General features: G+C 62.0%; 14 protein-coding genes. 13 read left to right on the top strand and 1 reads right to left on the bottom strand.

Features of this window, described 5'->3' with window-relative positions:
* Positions 1 to 33: 33 nt before the first annotated feature.
* Both AruPA_RS03390 and AruPA_RS03385 read left to right on the top strand, forming a co-directional pair.
* Positions 34 to 594 (top strand): CoA pyrophosphatase, encoded by a 561-nt coding sequence (locus tag AruPA_RS03390; protein ID WP_265635048.1) that lies wholly within the window; start codon positions 34 to 36, stop codon positions 592 to 594.
* Complete coding sequence (locus tag AruPA_RS03385; RefSeq protein ID WP_265635046.1) at positions 552 to 1,766, top strand: CCA tRNA nucleotidyltransferase; 1,215 nt, start codon at positions 552 to 554, stop codon at positions 1,764 to 1,766. Before AruPA_RS03390 ends, AruPA_RS03385 begins: the two co-directional genes overlap by 43 nt.
* Positions 1,767 to 1,795: 29 nt before the next feature.
* Here AruPA_RS03385 and AruPA_RS03380 read toward each other — a convergent pair whose 3' ends face one another.
* Positions 1,796 to 2,533 carry a hypothetical protein gene (locus AruPA_RS03380; protein ID WP_265635044.1) on the bottom strand — a complete coding sequence of 246 codons (738 nt, stop codon included), beginning with the start codon at positions 2,531 to 2,533 and terminating at the stop codon, positions 1,796 to 1,798.
* Positions 2,534 to 2,853: 320 nt separating this feature from the next.
* Here AruPA_RS03380 and AruPA_RS03375 point away from each other — a divergent pair, with 320 nt between their 5' ends.
* From AruPA_RS03375 to rpoC, 11 genes are all read left to right on the top strand, one after another.
* Entirely contained in the window at positions 2,854 to 3,267 is a 414-nt protein-coding gene (locus AruPA_RS03375; RefSeq protein WP_265635042.1) for a hypothetical protein, read from the top strand.
* A gap of 217 nt (positions 3,268 to 3,484) precedes the next feature.
* Positions 3,485 to 4,543, top strand: coding sequence for a methyltransferase (locus AruPA_RS03370; protein WP_265635040.1), 1,059 nt, complete (start codon positions 3,485 to 3,487; stop codon positions 4,541 to 4,543).
* A gap of 107 nt (positions 4,544 to 4,650) precedes the next feature.
* Positions 4,651 to 5,151: a hypothetical protein gene (locus tag AruPA_RS03365; protein WP_265635039.1), complete on the top strand. Its 501-nt coding sequence runs from the start codon at positions 4,651 to 4,653 to the stop codon at positions 5,149 to 5,151.
* Positions 5,148 to 5,726, top strand: a complete 579-nt coding sequence (locus AruPA_RS03360) for a hypothetical protein (protein WP_265635038.1) — start codon at positions 5,148 to 5,150, stop codon at positions 5,724 to 5,726. The genes AruPA_RS03365 and AruPA_RS03360 overlap by 4 nt, the downstream gene beginning before the upstream one ends.
* A gap of 503 nt (positions 5,727 to 6,229) precedes the next feature.
* Positions 6,230 to 7,153 (top strand): trypsin-like peptidase domain-containing protein, encoded by a 924-nt coding sequence (locus AruPA_RS03355; RefSeq protein ID WP_265635037.1) that lies wholly within the window; start codon positions 6,230 to 6,232, stop codon positions 7,151 to 7,153.
* A gap of 220 nt (positions 7,154 to 7,373) precedes the next feature.
* The gene (rplK, locus tag AruPA_RS03350; protein WP_029312041.1) at positions 7,374 to 7,808 is read left to right on the top strand and encodes a 50S ribosomal protein L11; all 435 of its coding nucleotides are present in this window, start codon (positions 7,374 to 7,376) and stop codon (positions 7,806 to 7,808) included.
* Positions 7,809 to 7,810: 2 nt separating this feature from the next.
* A complete protein-coding gene (gene rplA, locus AruPA_RS03345; RefSeq protein ID WP_265635036.1) occupies positions 7,811 to 8,503 on the top strand; it encodes a 50S ribosomal protein L1 in 693 nt (230 codons plus the stop codon).
* Positions 8,504 to 8,935: 432 nt separating this feature from the next.
* A complete protein-coding gene (rplJ, locus tag AruPA_RS03340; RefSeq protein WP_265635035.1) occupies positions 8,936 to 9,472 on the top strand; it encodes a 50S ribosomal protein L10 in 537 nt (178 codons plus the stop codon).
* Between the two features lie 220 nt (positions 9,473 to 9,692).
* Complete coding sequence (rplL, locus tag AruPA_RS03335) at positions 9,693 to 10,070, top strand: 50S ribosomal protein L7/L12 (protein WP_029312044.1); 378 nt, start codon at positions 9,693 to 9,695, stop codon at positions 10,068 to 10,070.
* Between the two features lie 199 nt (positions 10,071 to 10,269).
* Positions 10,270 to 14,451: a DNA-directed RNA polymerase subunit beta gene (gene rpoB / locus AruPA_RS03330; protein WP_408858557.1), complete on the top strand. Its 4,182-nt coding sequence runs from the start codon at positions 10,270 to 10,272 to the stop codon at positions 14,449 to 14,451.
* Positions 14,452 to 14,517: 66 nt separating this feature from the next.
* Positions 14,518 to 18,684 (top strand): DNA-directed RNA polymerase subunit beta', encoded by a 4,167-nt coding sequence (rpoC, locus tag AruPA_RS03325; protein WP_265635033.1) that lies wholly within the window; start codon positions 14,518 to 14,520, stop codon positions 18,682 to 18,684.
* Positions 18,685 to 18,705 lie beyond the last annotated feature (21 nt).

The raw sequence follows: 18,705 nt of genomic DNA, 5'->3' as shown, positions 1-18,705 counted from the left end.
CGGCACGGCGCCCCGGTTCACACTGGCGCCGTGATGACCCCTGATGAAATTCGCCGCCGGCTGAGCCACGCCGCGGTCGGTCCCCGCGGCCGTACCTGCGCGAGCGACGCGCGGGCGGCCGCCGTGCTGGTCGCCATCGAGCCGGCGCGCGGCGTCTGGCTGACCCGCCGTTCGCCGCATCTGCTCCATCACGCCGGGCAGGTGGCGCTGCCGGGCGGCTCGGTCGATCCATCGGATGCCTCGCCCGAAGCCGCCGCGCTGCGCGAGGCATGGGAGGAAATCGGCCTCGATCCCGCCCAGGTCGAACTGATCGGCCGGCTCGATGATTTCGCGACCGGCACCGGCTTTCACATCACGCCGGTCACCGCGCTGATCCATGGCGAGCCGCGCTTCACCGCCGCGCCGGGCGAGGTTGCGGCGATCTTTCCGCTCGGCCTCGATGCGCTGCTCGACCCCGCACTGCCGGAATGGCGCCGCGGCACCTGGCACGGCGGCACTCGCGATTTCCCGGTCTGGCCGCACCCCGATCATGTGATCTGGGGTGCGACCGCATGGATCCTGCTCCGGCTGGCGATGGCGCTGCGGGCCGGTTGAGCGGCATGGAACCTGCCGCCTCCGCCGCGCTTGAGCAGCTCTGGCACGCGATCCCGGAAGCGCGCATCGTGGGCGGCGCGGTGCGCGACCGGCTCGCCCGGCGTCCCGTCGCCGATATCGATCTGGCCAGCCCGCTGCCGCCCGATACCGTGGCGGCGCGGCTCAAAGCCGCCGGGCTGCGCGTCATCCCCACCGGCCTCGCCCATGGCACGATCACCGCGCTGGTCGGTGCGCGGCATTTCGAGATCACCACCTTGCGCCGGGATGTCGAGACCGATGGCCGGCACGCGACGATCGCCTTCATCGATGACTGGCAGCAGGACGCGGCACGCCGGGACTTCACGATTAACGCCATGTCGATCGATCGCGCCGGCACCCTGCACGATTATTTCAACGGCGCGGCCGATCTCGCCGCCGGCATCGTCCGCTTCGTCGGCGATCCCGCGGTGCGGATCACCGAGGATTACCTGCGCATACTCCGCTTCTTCCGCTTTTTCGCCCGCTACGCCCGGACCGAAGCCGATCCGGCGGCGCTCGCGGCAATCGGCGCGCTCCACCCTGGCCTCGCGCGGCTGTCGGCCGAGCGCGCCTGGCAGGAAATCAAGAAAATCCTCGCCGCGCCCGACCCGCGTCACGCCTTGCATCTGATGCGCGAGACCGGGGTGCTGGCTACCATCCTGCCCGAGGCGGGCCCGCTCGACGGGCTTGACGGCATGATCGCCGCCGCCGCCCCCGCCGACCCGTTGCTGCGCTTCGCCGCGCTGGCCGAAGCCGACCCCGCGCTCGCCGCCCGGCTCAAACTATCGGATGCCGAACGCACCCGCCTCGCGCTGATCCAGGCCGCACCCCTGCTCGCGCCGGATGCCGATGACGCGGCGCTGCGCCGTGCCCTCGCGGATTGGACCCCGGAGTCCTTGATCGACCGCACATGGCTGGCCGGCGGGGTGGATCACGCCGCGCTGCGCGCACGGCTCGGCGAGACGCACCGGCCGGTGTTTCCGCTCAAGGGGCGGGATGTGGTCGCGCAGGGGGTGGCGCCCGGTCCCGCCGTGGGCGAACGGCTTGCCGTGCTGCGCGGCTGGTGGCGGGAACACGGCTGTACGGCGAGCCGGGACGAGCTGCTGCGGCACCTGGCGATGATGATGCGGAACACCGATGGGGATGCTAGTTAGTTACGATATCGTAACGATTTAGGCGTGCATCAGCCCCGCGGGCCTTTGCGCCACATTTTTTTGGCATCGAAGGAGGGCACGAAGGGGTGGTGCCAGGGTGGGACGGGCGGTGGGGGTGGGCCGAGGATGTCGCGGAGTTGTTCGGGGGTGAAGTCGATGCTGCCGTCGGGGTTGACTTTGTATTGGGCCATGAAGTCGGGCTGGCGCCTGGGGCGGGGGCGTTTGGGGCGGGGGTTGGGTTCGCCTGTGGATGCGTTTGTGGGTTCGCGCCGGGGTTTTCTGGGGCGTTTGATGATCTGGGGGGGACGCAGGCCGAGCATGGTGTGGAGGGGGCGGAGGATGCGGCCGAGGCTGGGGTGGGTGGCCAGCAGCTCCAGCACGATGGGGTCTTCCATGAAGCACTGGAGATCGGCGCGGGCGGCGGCACCGGCGACGACGGTGGCGGGGCCGTTGGGCAACAGGCGGATCAGCCAGGCGAAGCCGCGGGGGAGCGTGAGGGGTGGTTTGGGATTGGGATTGGGGGTGGCGGGTTCGCGCTCGACCGGTCTGGGAGCACGGGTGCGGGTGCGCGGGGATTGGGGCGGGCGGGATGCGATGCGGGCGAAGCGGGCGATCTGGCGGGCGAGGTAGTTCCAGATCAGGACGATGAGCGGGCCGTGGATTTTAAGACGGTAGCCGTTGTCCGCGACGGAGCGCTGCAGGGCACGGAAGATCACCGTGAAGCGCTCGGTCGGGTCGGCAGGCATGAACGGCGCGTTTGCGATCATGACCGCATATAAACCATGCGGGGTGGGGGGTGAGAAAGAGTTTTGTTAGGGGGTGTTGTTAGATTTTTGGTTTGGGGTCGATTCTTGCGCTGTGCTTGCAATGATTTGGTGGGGTTGGGGGATTTGGGTGGTGGGTATTGAGGGATACCCACCCTGCAGGTCGTGATCGGGATGGGGTTTTGGGCGTTGAGGCGTTGTAATTCGGGGGACAGGACTGTGTGGTTGTAATCGAATGGCGGCGCTCCGAACTCGGTATTCCTAACAGTTGCCCGCGAGAGCAACGGTTTTTTGGATAACGCAGTTTTTATACGGAGAGTCGAATGAACAGGATTGTCAAAACCGGACTTCTGGCCGGTGCCGTTGTGCTGGCCGGTTATGGCGCGGCGATGGCTGACAGCGGGACTGGCAGCCATAAGCTGGGTGGCATGCTGACGATGACGCATGGGATGTTGCGGACGTCGGGGCTCGATGGCGCCACGATTTATAACGAAAACGGCAAGGATCTTGCGACGCTGAAGAATATTCTTGTCAGCGACAACGGCGGGCCGACCACCGTGGTGGCATCGGCGGATGGGCGGTTGGTGTCGTTTCCGCTGAGCAAGCTGAAATTCCAGAAGAGCGACCCGAATTCGACCGCGAAGCGGCCGGATTACAGCGTGGTGTATCCGGGTGCATCGGAATCGACGTTCAAGGCGATGCCGAAGTTCCATTACGACAGCGGCAACCAGGGCTGAGTAGTGCTTGGCCGGTGCGGATGGCACCGGCCGGTGTGGCTTAAGGATCGGCGTGAGGCGGATCGGGGTGGTGGCGGCGGGATCGACCGTTCGCCGCGGCCCTGGTCCTGCCGGGCGCCGGTTTTTTTTTGGGCGGATTGCCGCGATCGGTTGAATTACCCTTTGCTTTTCCGGGTTCTGCTCTATCGGGTGGGGTGGTTGAACGGGAGCATGGGCGATGGCGGACGAGGGGACGGGTGGGGCTGGCGCCATCGCGGATGAGCGCGGCCGGATGTTCGCGGCGGTCGATGGGTTGATTTTTGCGCAGATGGCCGGGGCGATTTGTGAGATCGGCCTGCCGGATGCGCTTGGGGTTGATGAACGGGCCACGGTCGGGTCGTTGGCGGGGCGGCTCGGGTGTGATGAGGGCGGGCTGTTTCGCCTGGTGCGGGCGCTGGCGGCGCAGGGGGTTTTGACGATCGATGCGGACCGGATGGTGGGGCATTCGGCGGCGTCGCGCGTGTTGCGGCGCGATGAGCCGCACTCGCTCGCCTGGTTCATACGGTATTGGACGATGCCTTCGATCTGGGCGGCGTGGGGTGGTTTGAGCCACTGCGTGCGGACGGGGGCGGCGAGTTTTCCGGTGGCGAACGGGCGGGGGTTTTTCGAGCATCTGGACGCGCATGCGGAGGAGCATCGGGTATTTTCGTCGCTGATGAGCGTGGGGTTCGCGGGACGGCATGCGGCGATGGCGGCGGGGTTGTCGTTTGCGGCGGGGGAGATCGTGGTCGATGTCGGCGGCGGGGCGGGGTCGCTGCTGCGGGAGATTTTGCTGCTGAATCCGGGTGTGCGCGGCGTGTTGTATGATCTGCCGAGCGTGGTGGTGGGGGCGGGGCAGTATCTCGACACGGAGGATTTGCGGGCGCGGTGCGTGATCGAGGCGGGGAGTTTTCTGGAGGGCGTGCCGCAGGGCGGGACGAGTTATGTGCTGTCGTGGATTTTGCACGATTGGCCGGATGCGGCGGCGATTGCGATACTGAAGGCGGTGCGGGCGGCGATGACGCCGGGGGCGCGGCTGATCGTGATCGAGGAGGTGCTGGCGGCGGAGGCCGGCGCGGGGGATGCCGACACTTATGTCAATGATTTGAATATGCTTGTGCTGTTCGGCGGGTGCGAACGGACGATGGCGGGGTTCGATGCGCTGATGGCGGCGGCGGGGTTTGGGCCGGTGCGGCGGATTGGGGATGCGGGCGGGATGGCGGTGCTTGAGGCGCGGGGCGTTGATCGGGTTGGGTGATGGCGTTGGGCGCGATGGGCGGGAGAAGAGAAGAATGATGACATGGTTGCGGTGTCGCCCTTCGCTTCTTAATCTTTTAAGATTACATTCAACAAGGCGACATCGATATGCGCACAGCCGTCAAGGCCTCTGCGGTTGAGTTGCTGTGCGAGGTTGCGCAACAGGCTTATTTGCACAACCCAGGCAACTGCTCGGGCGCTGTACATGACGTTATTCGAAAATTGGTAAATCCGGCGGCACCATACCGGCTTGCCAACGCACTGATGGGATATCTTGCCAATCCGGCCAATGGGTGGAGCAAAGTCCGGGATTACGCTGAGGCCTCGGCTCTGGCTGATCGTGGCGTGGTGGTGGTAGGCGGTTTGGCGGAACCCGGCGGGCATGGCCATGTTATTGTTGTTTTGCCGGGGCGTTGGAGGCCGAGCGGTGGATATAAAGTGGATGGCAGGCTGATGCCGTCGCACGGGATGTTTCCGCCGGCGATGTCGACATCGCTCGGGCCATGGCCTGGTGCGGTTAGCGATGGCGACAAGACGGTGTTTGACCCTTGGGATAATGTGCAGGTGTTTAAGCATGTTACTTTCTGGGCGTGGCAGAAAAAATCATGATGTCGCGGATCGTTTTGTTCGGTGTTGCATGGCTTGCTCTGAGCGGCTGGGCGGTGGCGTCTCCGCCGGTTAAGTTAGCGCTGGCCGATTGCGGTGCGGTTTCTGGGCGGGTGAGCGCGAAAGCGGAGGTTTGGTTTGGTGCTCATGCGGGGGCGTATCGGCCGTATTTGACCGAGTGCCGGGTGCGTGATGGGCGGGGCCGGGTTGTTTTGAAAATCGTGGCGTTGCGCCAGGATGCGGCGGCGCGACATCACCGTCTCTATTTTTATCACGGCAAGCCTTGGGATGGGCGGGATAGCATGGCGCTGATGAACGCGGACCCGGTTCCGTTGCCGGTAATTCTAACGCCGGATGATCGGGCTGTTGGGCATCTTCAGGAAGGATTGTTTGGCGAGGGGCCTGGGACCAAGGCGGTCTTGTTCGAGGATTGGCGGGATGACTGGCCGCGGCGGATTGTGATGCGGGTGGCGGGTGCGGCGGTGCTGGGCACGTATTGTACGCCGCCGTTGATTTGGAACGCTGGTCAGGATGAATTCGTGAAGTCGAAGGGGCCGGCTTACGCGGGATGTAAGTGAAGGGGGATGGGGGGTGGACGACGGGCGTTGTGTTTTCGGCGGCGGATATTGGCAACCGTTATTGGTCGATCAAGTGTGGGGCGTTCGTTCATGGCGGCTGTGGTGAAGGTTGTCGCTTGCGATCGGCTGGACAATTTGCCGGGGTGAGCGATCGGGTGGGGTGAGCGCGTTGGTGGCGTGTTGTTGTGATCATCGCGGCGGCAGAGGCTGGGGCACGGAAAGATGGCGGATTGCGCTTTGGTGGGGTCATCGAGATCGCGGCGGATGGGGTCGATGTGTTCGGTTAGGAGCGTCGGCCGGCGGTCGTGGAGGTTTATCGTGAAGACATAGGTGGTGCCGGGGACGCGGTTGCGGGGAATTTGGTGGGATGGTGCGGATCGTGTGTTATTGGTTTGGTTGATGGTGTTTGGGTGATGTGGCCGGGGAGACGATACGTATGATGGCTATCAAGGATACCGAACATACGATTGATGTGCTGATACGATGACGAGCATGAACATGCTTTGGCCAGCGGACCAACGCAGCTTTGTTCACACGAAGTTGATGGGCTTCGCAAGCGCTCTGCCCATCCTACGCTTTCTACGATTTCCGTCGACAATGCGCGCAGCAAGGTAGTACTTATGCCTATAGACGAATATACGTTGTCATCATTTCCAGTATATGCGAAATCCGACGGCCAGGAGATTTCGACCGCAACTGGATTTCTCTATCGATACTTTGATTGTGTATATTTGGTATCGAATTGGCATGTATTTTCCGGCCGGCGTCCCTCGGATGGTAGCGCCTTAGATCAACATTACAGGGTGCCACATAATCTCGATATTACACTTCATTACGCACGATTTCAACGTTCTTTGGGGCAACAGGCAATGTTTTCCAAGAGAATTAACATATCGCTAGATTCTGGTTGGCTTCAGCATCCTGTTTTCGGTCAGGATGTAGACGTGGCCGTGAAGAAACTTGATGTCAGGCCATTATATCGGAAACAGCAACAAAACGGAATTAATCTTGTTTGCATCAACGACCTTCGGAATGATGAATTCATGTTACCCCAGGTCGGTGAGGACGTATTTATTATCGGATTTCCGATGAAAATTTCGTGGGCGGGTTCCCTTCCGATATGGAAGAGGGGTAGTATCGCGACAGAATACAGCTTAAACTACCGAAATAAAAAAAGTTTTTTGGTCGACAGCACGACCAAAGACGGAATGTCAGGTTCCCCAGTTATAATGAGAAGTAGCTCATTCATGCGGACAAATGGTAGTAGTCAGATGGCGGGACCTCCATCAACGCGATTTTTGGGGATTTACTCGGGCCGAGAACTTCGGCATGACGACCAAGACACTCAGCTCGGCCTTGTCTGGAAGAAAGAATATGTTATCGAGACTATCGTCGGGAATAAAGCCGGCGATTTTCTCGTGCGGTAGCCGCTCAGCCTTCGCCGGCATCGTGAAAATATAAAAAAGTTTTTTGCTGCTTTTTTCCAAAAAAGCAGTGCTTGCCTGTCTTGCGCTGCGCGACTCGACAATTCGGTTTGGGGGCGATATAGGCAGCGCACACAGAACGCGGGAGGCTGGGGCATGGTGCTCTGGCCGGTTGGACCGCGGTCTATTGGCGTTTTTGCGTCAGCGGATGGGAGTGCGCCTTATGGCGAAGAAGATTGTTGGCTACATTAAGCTACAGATACCGGCGGGCAAGGCTAATCCGTCGCCGCCGGTTGGGCCTGCCTTGGGGCAGCGCGGGTTGAATATCATGCAGTTCTGCAAGGATTTCAATGCGGCGACGCAGGGTATGGAAGTCGGCATGCCGGTGCCGGTGGTGATTACCGCGTTTGGCGACCGGACATTTACCTTTATCACCAAGACGCCGCCGAACACGTATTTTCTGAAGAAGGCGGCGGGGATTACCAAGGGGTCCACGACGACCGGCAAGGGTGCGACTGTGGGCAAGGTGACCATGGCGCAGTTGCGGGAGATTGCGGCGACGAAGATGGTTCATATGAACGCCAATGATGTCGATGGTGCGGTGCGCATGCTGATCGGGTCGGCGCGGTCGATGGGTCTTTCGGTGGTGGAGGGCTGATCATGGCGAAGAACAAGCGTTTGGCGAAGGCGGCGGCGGCGGTCGATAAGACGAAGCTGTATCCGTTGGCGGATGCGATGGCGTTGGTGAAGAGCAACGCGGGTGCGAAGTTCGACGAGACGGTGGAGTTGTCGTTGAATCTCGGCATCGATCCGCGTCATGCCGATCAGATGGTGCGTGGGCTGATTTCATTGCCGAACGGCACGGGCAAGACGCTGCGGGTTGGCGTGTTCGCGCGCGGGCCGAAGGCGGATGAGGCGCGGGCGGCGGGTGCGGATGTGGTGGGTGCCGATGATCTGGCCGAGCAGGTGCAGGCGGGCAACATTGCGTTCGATCGTTGCATCGCGACGCCGGACATGATGGCGCTGGTCGGGCGGCTGGGCAAGATTCTCGGGCCGCGCGGGCTGATGCCGAATCCGAAGCTGGGCACGGTGACGATGGACGTCAAAGGTGCGGTGACGGCGGCGAAGTCGGGCCAGGTGGAGTTCCGGGCGGAGAAGGCCGGGATTATCCATGCGGGGATCGGCAAGGCGAGTTTCGAGGCTGGGCTGCTGATCGAGAACGCGAAGGCGTTGGTCGATGCGATTCAGAAGGCCAAGCCGGCCGGGGCGAAGGGGACGTATTTGCAGAAGGCCGCGCTGTCTTCGACGATGGGTCCCGGAGTTCGGGTTGATGTGAGTACGCTTTCGGCTTGAGGGGGTTAGGGTAAGGGAGACTTCTTTTTTGTAAAAAAGAAGCAAAAAACTTTTTGACTCTGGGGCACGGGCGTTTCGGCGGTACGGACTAGAGTCATAAAGTTTTTTTGCTTCTTTTTGTTCACAAAAAGAAGGCTTTACTTGGTTTTTGTTACGCCCGTGTGGGGCGTTGAGACTATGCCGGGCTTTGGCTCGGCCATGGCGGGATTGCTGGTTTCGGCTGGCGGTTCCGGACCTGTCCAAGACGGTTTGTCGCCTTTCGGGGCGTTAATGGGTGTAGCCCGCAGGCCGTAGATGGGGTGTCGGAGGTGTTGAGGCACCGATGGTTCCAATCACGGACAGGCGAACATGCGGCTGGGATGGTCCTTGCCGCTTTGGGCAAACCGGTGTTGCGCGGTCCAAACGCGTGATGCCTGACGAGTGGAGACCGAATTGGATCGCGCACAGAAGCGTGAGTTCGTGGACTCGCTTGCGACCGTGTTCGCTGAGACGTCGATGATCGTGGTGACCCGCAATGACGGGTTGACGGTTGCCGATGTGACGGCGTTGCGCGTGCGGATGCGGGCGGCGGGCGCACAATATAAGGTGGCGAAGAACCGTTTGGCCCATATCGCCTTGGAGGGCACCAAGTTCGACGGGCTGATGCCGTTGCTGAAGGGTCCGACCGCGCTTGCGTGGTCGCATGATCCGGTGGCGGTGGCGAAGGCTGCGGTCGAGTTCGCCAAGACCAACGAGAAGTTCGTGCTGGTCGGTGGCGCGCTGGGGACTCAGATGCTTGATGCATCGGGTGTTCGCGCGCTGGCCGAGCTGCCGTCGCTCGATCAACTGCGTGGCAAGCTGCTGGGTCTGATCCAGGCGCCGGCGACGCGGGTTGCGGGTGTGCTGCAGGCGCCGGCCGGGCAGCTTGCGCGGGTCTTTGGGGCGTATGCCAAGGCGAATGGGGCTGAGGAGAGCGCTGAGGCGGCGTGAGGGGAGGAAGAGGCTTCTTTTTTGTAAAAAAGAAGCAAAAAACTTTCTGACTCTGGTCCGCGCTGGTTTCACCGGTACGGCCTAGATTAACAAAGTTTTTTTGCTTCTTTTTGTTCACAAAAAGAAGACTTCTTTTACGCCTTCAGCGTCGCCGTGAGTGAGCCCGAACGGTTCGGGCTTGCATGGAACCATCACAACGACTATTATAGGAACTGACGAAATGGCTGATCTGGCAAATTTAGTTGACCAACTGTCTTCCCTCACTGTTCTCGAAGCAGCGGAGCTTTCCAAGCTGCTCGAAGAGAAGTGGGGCGTTTCGGCTGCGGCACCGGTTGCGGTTGCTGCCGCGGCGGCGCCTGGTGCGGCTGCGGCTCCGGTTGAGGAGCAGACTGAATTCACCGTTGTGCTGAAGGCCGCGGGGGACAAGAAGATCAACGTGATCAAGGAAATCCGGACGATCACCGGTCTTGGGCTGAAGGAAGCCAAGGACCTCGTCGAGGGCGCGCCGAAGACCGTGAAGGAAGGCGTGAACAAGGACGAGGCGGAGAAGATCAAGAAGGTTCTGGAAGAGCAGGGCGCATCTGTCGGCATCGAATGATTTACCGCAACGCCGCGTGAGGCAACTCATGGCGGCGTTTTCGACCTGACTTCGGCGGAGTGCCCTCGGGCACTCCGCCCGTTTGCTGTTGCGCCTGATGGGCGGGATTTGGACTGATACGATACGGCATCGCGGTCGGGCGATGGGTCGTTAGTGAATTATTGATTGGGGTATGGGCATGAATGCGATTTCGGGTGGCATGAACAAGATTTCCTTTACCAATCGCAAGCGCATCCGCAAGAGCTTCGGGAGAATTCCCGAAACCACGCCGATGCCCAATCTGATCGATGTGCAGCGTGCGAGCTATGACGCGTTTCTGCAGATGAATGTTTCGCCGGATTCGCGTTCGGTGTCGGGTTTGCAGGAAGTGTTCAAATCGGTGTTCCCGATCGATGATTTCGCGGGGCGGGGCCGGTTGGAGTTTGTTTATTACGAGCTCGAAGATCCGAAATATGATGTGGAAGAGTGCATTCAGCGCGGGATGACCTATGCGGCGCCGTTGAAGGTGGTGCTGCGGTTGATCGTGTGGGATCTGGATGAGGATACCGGGGCGCGCTCGATCCGCGACATCAAGGAACAGCCCGTTTATATGGGCGACATGCCGCTGATGACCGATAACGGCACGTTCGTGGTCAATGGGACCGAGCGGGTCATTGTCAGTCAGATGCATCGCAGCCCGGGCGTGTTTTTCGATCACGACAAGGGCAAGACCCATGCTTCGGGCAAGTTTCTGTTCGCGGCGCGGGTGATTCCGTATCGCGGGTCGTGGCTGGATTTCGAGTTCGATGCCAAGGATCTGGCGTATGTGCGGATCGACCGGAAGCGCAAGCTGCCGATCACGACGCTGCTGTATGCGTTGGAGAGCAAGGCGACCGAGGCGCTGCGGGCGGCGCGGGCGGCGAAGGGTGAGACGCTCGAGATCGGCGAGATCAAGGGGATGGATGCCGAGGAGATCCTCAGCACGTTCTATGGCCAGGTGCCGTTCACGCGGACCAAGGATGCCAATGGCGAGAGCGCCTGGGCGCGGCCGTTCGAGCCGGAGTTGTTCCGTGGCGCGAAGCTGGTGGAAGATCTGGTCGATGCCGAGACGGGCAAGGTGGTGGCGAAGGCCGAGGAGAAGCTGACGGCGCGGGCGGCGCGCAAGATTGGCGAGACGACCAAGCATGTGCTGGTCAGCCGGGCCGATCTGGTCGGGCGGTATGTGGCTGAGGATCTGTATGATCCGAACACCGGTGAGATTTTCGCCGATGCCGGCGAGGAGATTGCCGAGGCGAAGCTTGCGGTGTTCGAGGCGGCCGGGCTGGACGTGATTCCGACGCTGGCGGTGGATCAGACCAAGGGGCCGTGGATCCGCAATACGCTGGCGGTGGACAAGAATTCGAACCGCGAGGATGCGCTGGTCGATATCTATCGGGTGATCCGGCCGGGTGAGCCGCCGACGAGCGAGACCGCCGAGGCGTTGTTCCGCGGGTTGTTCTTTGACTCCGAGCGCTATGATCTGTCCGCCGTGGGGCGGGTGAAGATGAACATGCGTCTGGGGATCGAGTGCGACGACCAGATGCGGGTGCTGCGCAAGGAGGATATTCTGCGCACGATCCAGATCATGTGCGATCTGAAGGACGGGCGCGGGCAGATCGACGATATCGATAATCTCGGCAACCGGCGGGTGCGGTCGGTTGGTGAGCTGATGGAGAACCAGTATCGGGTCGGGCTGCTGCGGATGGAGCGCGCGATCAGGGAGCGGATGGGCTCGGTCGATATCGACGGGGTGATGCCGCATGATCTGATCAATGCGAAGCCGGCGGCGGCGGCGGTGCGGGAGTTTTTCGGCAGCTCGCAGCTCAGCCAGTTCATGGATCAGACCAATCCGCTGTCGGAAGTGACGCATAAGCGGCGCCTGTCCGCGTTGGGGCCGGGCGGGTTGACGCGTGAGCGGGCCGGGTTCGAGGTGCGCGACGTGCATCCGACGCATTATGGCCGGATTTGCCCGATCGAGACGCCGGAAGGGCCGAACATCGGGCTGATCAACTCGCTGGCGACGTTTGCCAAGGTGAACAAGTACGGATTTATCGAGACGCCGTACCGGATGGTCACCAACGGTAAAGTTTCCGATGACTATAAGTATTTGTCGGCGATGGAAGAGGAGCGGCTGACGGTTGCGCAGGCGGATGCGCCGAAGCTGGAAGACGGCACGCTGACCGAGGATCTGGTTTCGGTGCGGCGGAACGGCGATTTCCGGCTGGTGCGGCCGGAGGAAGTGACCGCGATCGACGTGTCGCCGCGCCAGCTGGTTTCGGTTGCTGCGGCGTTGATTCCGTTCCTGGAGAACGATGACGCCAACCGCGCGCTGATGGGCTCGAACATGCAGCGTCAGGCGGTGCCGTTGATCCGTTCGGACGCGCCGCTGGTCGGCACCGGGATGGAAGCGGCGGTGGCGCAGGATTCGGGAGCGACTATCGTGGCGCGGCGGGCCGGGATCATCGACCAGATCGACGGCGCGCGGATTGTTGTGCGGGCGACCAATGATGACGGCACGACGATGGGGGTTGATATCTATCGGCTGCGCAAGTTCATGCGGTCGAACCAGTCGACCTGTATCAACCAGCGGCCGCTGGTGCGCGTGGGCGACCGGGTGGGCGCGGGCGACATCATTGCCGATGGGCCGTCGACCGAGTTGGGCGAATTGGCGCTGGGGCGGAACATTCTGTGCGCGTTCATGCCGTGGAACGGGTATAATTTCGAGGATTCGATCCTGATTTCGGAGCGGATCGCGCGCGAGGACATGTTCACTTCGATCCATATCGAGGAATTCGAGGTGATGGCGCGCGACACCAAGCTGGGGCAGGAGGAAATCACGCGTGATATTCCGAATGTCGGCGAGGAGGCGTTGCGGAATCTGGACGAGGCCGGGATTGTCTATATCGGCGCCGAAGTGAACCCTGGCGATATTCTGGTGGGCAAGGTGACGCCGAAAGGCGAAAGCCCGATGACGCCGGAAGAGAAGCTGCTGCGGGCGATTTTTGGTGAGAAGGCGTCCGACGTACGCGATACCTCGCTCAAGCTGCCGCCGGGGGTTTCGGGCACGATTGTGGATGTGCGGGTGTTCAACCGGCGTGGTGTCGATAAGGACGAGCGCGCTCTGGCGATCGAACGGTCGGAGATCGAGCGGCTTGCCAAGGATCGGGATGACGAGCGGGCGATTCAGGAGCGCGCGTTCCTGAATCGGTTGCGCGAGAAGCTGCTGGGGCAGGTTGCGGGGTCGGGCTACAAGGGCGTGCGGTCGGGCAGCGAGATCAATGCCGAACTGCTCGCGGAAGTGCCGCGCAATGCCTGGCGGAATCTGACCGTGCAGGACGATCATGTGATGGCCGAGATCGAGACTCTGAAGCGCGAATTCGATGCGGCGGTGCATAAATTGCAGGCGCGGTTCGAAAGCAAGGTCGAGAAGCTGCAGCGCGGCGACGAGATGCCGCCGGGTGTGATGAAGATGGTCAAGGTCTTCATCGCGGTGAAGCGCAAGCTGCAGCCGGGCGACAAGATGGCCGGCCGCCATGGCAACAAGGGTGTGGTCTCGAAGGTCGTGCCGATCGAGGACATGCCGTTCCTGGAGGACGGCACCGCGGTCGACATCGTGCTCAACCCGTTGGGCGTGCCCTCGCGCATGAATGTCGGGCAGATTCTCGAGACGCATCTGGGGTGGGCGTGCGCCAATCTCGGTCGGCAGATCGGTGAGTTGGTCGATAACTACCGGCGCACCGGGCAGGAGCGTGAGCGCCTGCATGCCATGCTCAAGGATGTGTATGGTGAGGAGATCTACACCAAGCAGATCGAGATCATGGACGATGCCGAGATAGCCGAATTGTGTGGCAATATCCGCAAGGGCGTGCCGATCGCGACCCCGGTGTTCGATGGCGCGCGCATCACCGACATCGAGGAGATGCTGGCGAAGGCCGGGGTCGATATCTCGGGCCAGATGACCCTGGCGGATGGGCGGACCGGTGAGACGTTCGAGCGCAAGGTGACCGTGGGCTATATGTATATGCTCAAGCTCGGGCACATGGTGGATGACAAGATCCACGCGCGTTCGATCGGGCCGTATTCGCTGGTGACCCAGCAGCCGCTGGGTGGCAAGGCGCAGTTCGGCGGGCAGCGGTTCGGCGAGATGGAAGTGTGGGCGCTCGAGGCCTATGGCGCGGCCTATACGCTGCAGGAAATGCTGACCGTGAAATCGGACGACGTTTCGGGCCGCACCAAGGTCTATGAGGCCATCGTGCGCGAGCAGGATAATTTCGAGGCCGGTGTGCCGGAAAGCTTCAACGTGCTGACCAAGGAATTGAAATCGCTTGGTCTCAACGTTGATCTGACGCTTTCGGCTGAGTGAGTTTTGGCGGTTTGATCATGGCGCGGGGTGGCGTTGCCACGCCGCGTCGATGAAAGGGATTGTTGCATGAACGACTTGATGAAGATTCTGGGCCAGACCGGCCAGGCCGCGACTTTCGACCAGATCCGTATTCAGATCGCCTCGCCCGAGCAGATCCGCTCGTGGTCGTTCGGTGAGATCAAGAAGCCCGAAACCATCAATTACCGCACGTTCAAGCCGGAGCGGGACGGGTTGTTCTGTGCCCGCATCTTCGGGCCGATCAAGGATTACGAGTGCCTGTGCGGCAAGTACAAGCGGATGAAGTTCCGCGGCATCATCTGCGAGAAATGCGGCGTCGAGGTGACGCTGGCCAAGGTGCGGCGCGAGCGGATGGGGCATATCGAGCTTGCTTCGCCGGTGGCGCATATCTGGTTTTTGAAGTCGCTGCCGAGCCGGATCGCCACCATGGTCGAGATGACCCTGAAGGATCTGGAGAAGGTTCTGTATTTCGAGAGCTATATCGTGCTCGATCCGTACACCACGGATCTGAAGCGCTATCAGCTGCTGTCGGAAGATGATCTGTACGCCAAGCAGGACGAGTTCGGTGATGACGGGTTCAAGGCCGGCATCGGCGCCGAGGCGATCAAGTCGATCCTCGCACAGATCGATCTGGAGGCCGAGCAGGTCACCATGCGGGCGGATCTGAAGGAAGCGACGTCCGAGGCGAAGCGCAAGAAGCTGGTCAAGCGGTTGAAGCTGGTCGAGGCGTTCATTGAATCCGGCACGCGGCCGGAGTGGATGATTTTGGACGTGGTGCCGGTGATTCCGCCGGAACTGCGGCCTTTGGTGCCGTTGGACGGCGGGCGTTTTGCGACCTCTGATTTGAACGATCTGTATCGCCGGGTGATCAACCGCAACAATCGTTTGAAGCGGCTGATCGAATTGCGGGCGCCGGATATCATCGTCCGCAACGAGAAGCGCATGCTGCAGGAGAGCGTGGATGCGCTGTTCGACAACGGGCGGCGCGGCCGGGCGATTACCGGGACCAACAAGCGGCCGTTGAAGTCGCTGTCGGACATGCTGAAGGGCAAGCAGGGGCGGTTCCGCCAGAACCTGCTGGGCAAGCGCGTCGATTACTCGGGCCGTTCGGTCATCGTGGTCGGGCCGGAACTCAAGTTGCACCAGTGCGGCCTGCCGAAGAAGATGGCGCTCGAATTGTTCAAGCCGTTCATCTACGCCAAGCTCGAGAAATACGGGCTGGCCACCACCATCAAGGCGGCGAAGCGGATGGTCGAGAAGGAGCGTCCCGAGGTGTGGGACATTCTTGAAGAGGTGATCCGCGAGCATCCGGTGATGCTGAACCGCGCGCCGACGCTGCATCGCCTGGGTATTCAGGCGTTCGAGCCGATCCTGATCGAAGGCAAGGCGATCCAGCTGCATCCGCTGGTCTGCACCGCGTTCAATGCCGATTTCGACGGCGATCAGATGGCGGTGCATGTGCCGCTGTCGATCGAGGCGCAGTTGGAAGCGCGCGTGCTGATGATGAGCACGAACAACATTCTGAACCCGGCGAACGGCAAGCCGATCATCGTGCCGAGCCAGGACATTGTGCTGGGGCTTTATTATCTGTCGCTGGAGACGCCGGCGTTTACCGGGGTGGCCGACCAGGATGCGCCGGCGTTCGGCAATGCCGGCGAGATCGAGCACGCGCTCAACGCCAAGCGGATCAAGCTGCACGACCGCATCCGCGCGCGCGTGGCGGTGACCGCGGCGGATGGCACGGTTTCGTACCAGCTCGTCGCGACCACGGCGGGACGCACCATGATCGGTAATTTGTTGCCGAAGCATCATGAGGTGCCGTATGCGCTGGTCAATCGCCAGTTGACCAAAAAGACGGTCTCGGACGTGATCGATGCGGTGTATCGCCACACCGGCCAGAAAGAGGCGGTGATTTTCTGTGACCGGCTGATGGCGCTCGGGTTCAGTCATGCGGCCAAGGCGGGTATTTCGTTCGGCAAGGACGACATGGTGATCCCCGCCGAAAAGCAGGCCCTGCTCGAGAAGACGCAGGCCGAGGTCAAGGAGTTCGAGGCGCAGTATCATGACGGTCTGATCACGGCGGGGGAGCGCTACAACAAGGTGATCGACGCCTGGTCGCGTTGCAACGACACGGTCGCGGCCGCGATGATGCGCGAGATTTCGAAGCAGGAGCCGGGCAAGCAGACCAATTCGGTGTGGATGATGAGCCATTCCGGCGCGCGCGGGTCGCCGACCCAGATGCGTCAGCTGGCGGGTATGCGCGGGTTGATGGCCAAGCCTTCGGGCGAGATCATCGAGCAGCCGATCCTGTCCAACTTCAAGGAGGGCCTGACGGTCGCCGAGTATTTCAACTCGACGCACGGCGCGCGCAAAGGGTTGGCGGATACCGCGCTGAAGACGGCGAACTCGGGTTATCTGACGCGGCGACTGGTCGATGTGGCGCAGGATTGCATCATCATCGCGCATGATTGCGGCACCGAGCGCGGGCTGACCGTGCGGGCCGTGATGGATGGCGGTGAGGTGATTTCGAGCCTCGCCGAGCGGACCCTGGGGCGGACCACGGCCGAGGACGTGTTCGATCCGACCGATGGTTCGTTGATCATCGCGGCGAATACGCTGATCGAGGAGATCGAGGCGGACCGGATCGACAAGACCGGCGTCGAGCAGGTGAAGATCCGTTCGGTGCTGACCTGCGAGTCGAAAGTGGGCGTCTGCGCGATGTGCTACGGGCGTGATCTGGCACGCGGCACGCCGGTGAATGCCGGCGAGGCGGTGGGTGTGATCGCGGCGCAGTCGATCGGTGAGCCGGGCACACAGCTGACGATGCGCACCTTCCATATCGGCGGCGCGGCACAGCGGGGGGCCGAGCAGTCGAACGTCGAGGCGAGCCATGACGGGACGGTGACGGTGAAGAACCGCAACGTGGTGGCGAATTCGGCCGGCGTCCCGGTGGTGATGAGCCGCAACTGCGAGCTCGCGATTACCGATGCGGCCGGGCGGGAGCGGGCGAAGTTCCGCGTACCCTACGGCGCGCGGCTGCTGACCGAGGAAGGCAAGACCGTGACGCGCGGCGAGAAACTGGCCGAGTGGGACCCCTACACGCTGCCGATCATCACCGAGCGGGGCGGCGTGGTCGAATTCGCCGATCTGCTCGAAGGTGTGACGCTGGTCGAACGGGTCGATGACGTGACCGGGCTGACCTCGAAAGTGGTGGTCGATTACAAGCAATCGGCCAAGGGGGCGGATCTGCGGCCGCGCCTGCTGCTGAAGGACGAGAAAGGCGAGATCGTGCGCCTGGCCAACGGTGCGGAGGCGCGCTCGTTCCTGCCGCCGGATTCGATCCTGTCGGTCGAGAACGGCGCGGTGGTGCAGGCCGGTGACGTGCTGGCAAGGATGCCGCGCGAAGGTTCGAAAACCCGCGACATCACCGGCGGTCTGCCGCGTGTGGCGGAATTGTTCGAGGCGCGGCGGCCGAAGGATCACGCGATCATCGCGGAGATCGACGGTCGGGTCGAGATCGGCAAGGATTACAAGGCGAAGCGCCGCATCCTGGTCAAGAACGACGAGACCGGCGAGGAGACCGAATATTTGTTGCCGAAGGGCAAGCATATGTCGGTGCAGGAGGGTGATTACGTGCACCGGGGTGATCCGCTGGTCGATGGTCCGCGGGTGCCGCATGATATTCTGCGGGTGCTCGGGGTTGAGGCGCTGTCGGATTATCTGGTCAACGAAATCCAGGATGTCTATCGACTGCAGGGTGTGAAGATCAACGACAAGCATATCGAAGTCGTGGTGCGTCAGATGCTGCAGAAGATCGAGATCACCGAGCCGGGGGATACCACGTATCTGATCGGCGAGCTGGTCGACCGGATCGAGTTCGAGACCGAGAACGAGCGGCGGGTGAAGCTGGACGAACGGCCGGCGAGCGGGTTGCCGGTGTTGCAGGGGATTACCAAGGCGAGCCTGCAGACGCTCAGCTTCATCTCGGCGGCCTCGTTCCAGGAGACCACGCGGGTGCTGACCGAAGCGGCGACCGCGGGCAAGACCGATCAACTGCTCGGCTTGAAGGAGAACGTGATCGTGGGGCGGTTGATCCCGGCGGGTACCGGCAGCGTGATGAGCCGGTTGCGCGCGATTGCCGCGGGGCGGGACAAGACGACGCTGGCGCAGACACGCACGGCGCTGCCGTCACGCCGCGAGGTTGCCGCGGAGTAACGGCCTGGTTCGGTGGAGTAA

It is taken from the genome of Acidiphilium sp. PA (genome assembly GCF_026191915.1).
GTDB lineage: Bacteria > Pseudomonadota > Alphaproteobacteria > Acetobacterales > Acetobacteraceae > Acidiphilium.
This window is presented reverse-complemented; position numbering and strand designations above follow the sequence as displayed.